The 1,901-nt window shown below is 59.8% G+C and carries 1 rRNA gene; it reads right to left on the bottom strand.

The features are described 5' to 3' along the window. Positions 1-94: 94 nt before the first annotated feature. Positions 95-1,657 (bottom strand): 16S ribosomal RNA (locus tag HMPREF1985_RS09450). Positions 1,658-1,901: the final 244 nt, after the last annotated feature.

Below are 1,901 nucleotides of genomic sequence, written 5' to 3'. Positions count from 1 at the left end.
TGTCGTTCCCTCAGAACCAAACAGTGCAGGACGCTTTCGCGCGCCAGGACCGACCTGGAGTACCGCCGGGCCTCCCCGGCGCGGTTCTCCTTAGAAAGGAGGTGATCCAGCCGCACCTTCCGATACGGCTACCTTGTTACGACTTCACCCCAGTCATCGCCCCCACCTTGGGCGGCTGGCTCCTTGCGGTTGCGTCGCCGGCTTCGGGTGTGAATGACTTCCGTGGTGTGACGGGCGGTGTGTACAAGGCCCGGGAACGTATTCACCGCAGTATGCTGACCTGCGATTACTAGCGATTCCAACTTCATGCAGGCGGGTTTCAGCCTGCAATCCGAACTGGGGGATGCTTTCCGGGGTTCGCTCGCCCTCGCGGGCTCGCTGCCCTCTGTCCATCCCATTGTAGTACGTGTGTAGCCCAGGGCATAAGGGGCATGATGACTTGACGTCGTCCCCGCCTTCCTCCGCGTTGTCCGCGGCAGTCTCCCTTGAGTCCCCGCCTTTGCGCGCTGGCAACGAGGGACAGGGGTTGCGCTCGTTGCGGGACTTGACCCAACATCTCACGACACGAGCTGACGACAGCCATGCACCACCTGTTTTCGTGTCCCCGAGGGGAGGGGGCCGTCTCCGGCCCTTTCACTCAATGTCAAGCCCTGGTAAGGTTCTTCGCGTTGCGTCGAATTGAACCACATACTCCACCGCTTGTGCGGGCCCCCGTCAATTCCTTTGAGTTTCAGCCTTGCGGCCGTACTCCCCAGGCGGAATGCTTATTGCGTTGACTCCGGCACGGGAGGGGTCGATACCCCCCACACCTAGCATTCATCGTTTACGGCCAGGACTACCGGGGTATCTAATCCCGTTCGCTCCCCTGGCTTTCGAGCCTCAGCGTCAGTTGCAGTCCAGAAAGCCGCCTTCGCCACTGGTGTTCCTCCCAATATCTACGCATTTCACCGCTACACTGGGAATTCCGCTTTCCTCTCCTGCACTCAAGGCACGCAGTTTCCATCCCCTCGCGGGGTTGGGCCCCGCGCTTTTAAGATGGACTTGCATGCCCGCCTGCGCTCCCTTTACGCCCAATGATTCCGGACAACGCTCGCCACCTACGTATTACCGCGGCTGCTGGCACGTAGTTGGCCGTGGCTTCCTCGCCCGGTACCGTCACCCCCCGGCGCTGTTCGCGCCGGGGGCGTTCGTCCCGGGCAACAGGGCTTTACGATCCGAAGACCTTCTTCACCCACGCGGCGTTGCTCCGTCAGGCTTTCGCCCATTGCGGAAGATTCCCCACTGCTGCCTCCCGTAGGAGTCTGGGCCGTGTCTCAGTCCCAATGTGGCCGTCCATCCTCTCAGACCGGCTACTGATCGTCGCCTTGGTGGGCCGTTGCCCCGCCAACTGGCTAATCAGGCGCAGACCCATCGCAAAGCGATGGCTTGCAGGCAGAGGCCATCTTTGGCGCCCCTCCCATGCGGGAGGGGCGCAACATTCGGTATTAGCAGCCCTTTCGGGCTGTTGTCCCCATCTTTGCGGCAGGTTGTCTACGCGTTACTCACCCGTTTGCCACTCGACTTGTCAGGAGCAAGCTCCCAATCCGTCTCGTTCGACTTGCATGTGTTAAGCACGCCGCCAGCGTTCGTCCTGAGCCAGGATCAAACTCTCCTAGGAATGGAAGAGCCTGCCTGCTCAAACTATCATTTGCTTTGCGTCCGCCACGAGTGGCGTCCGCCAAAGAAATTGCCGGTTGCTTATATCTTGCTATAACCAACCGATATTTTCGCGGCACTGCGTGCCGCTAAACATCTGGCTTACATAATAACAGATTGTATCATGTATCTGCACTGTTTCGTTTTCAGGGAACAACTTCGCGCCCTTCGCTTCGAGGCTTTCCGCCTCTCGCTTCAAGCGACTA

Origin of the sequence: Mitsuokella sp. oral taxon 131 str. W9106, assembly GCF_000469545.1 — a bacterium.
In the GTDB taxonomy this organism is placed as follows: domain Bacteria; phylum Bacillota; class Negativicutes; order Selenomonadales; family Selenomonadaceae; genus AWVT01.
This window is presented reverse-complemented; position numbering and strand designations above follow the sequence as displayed.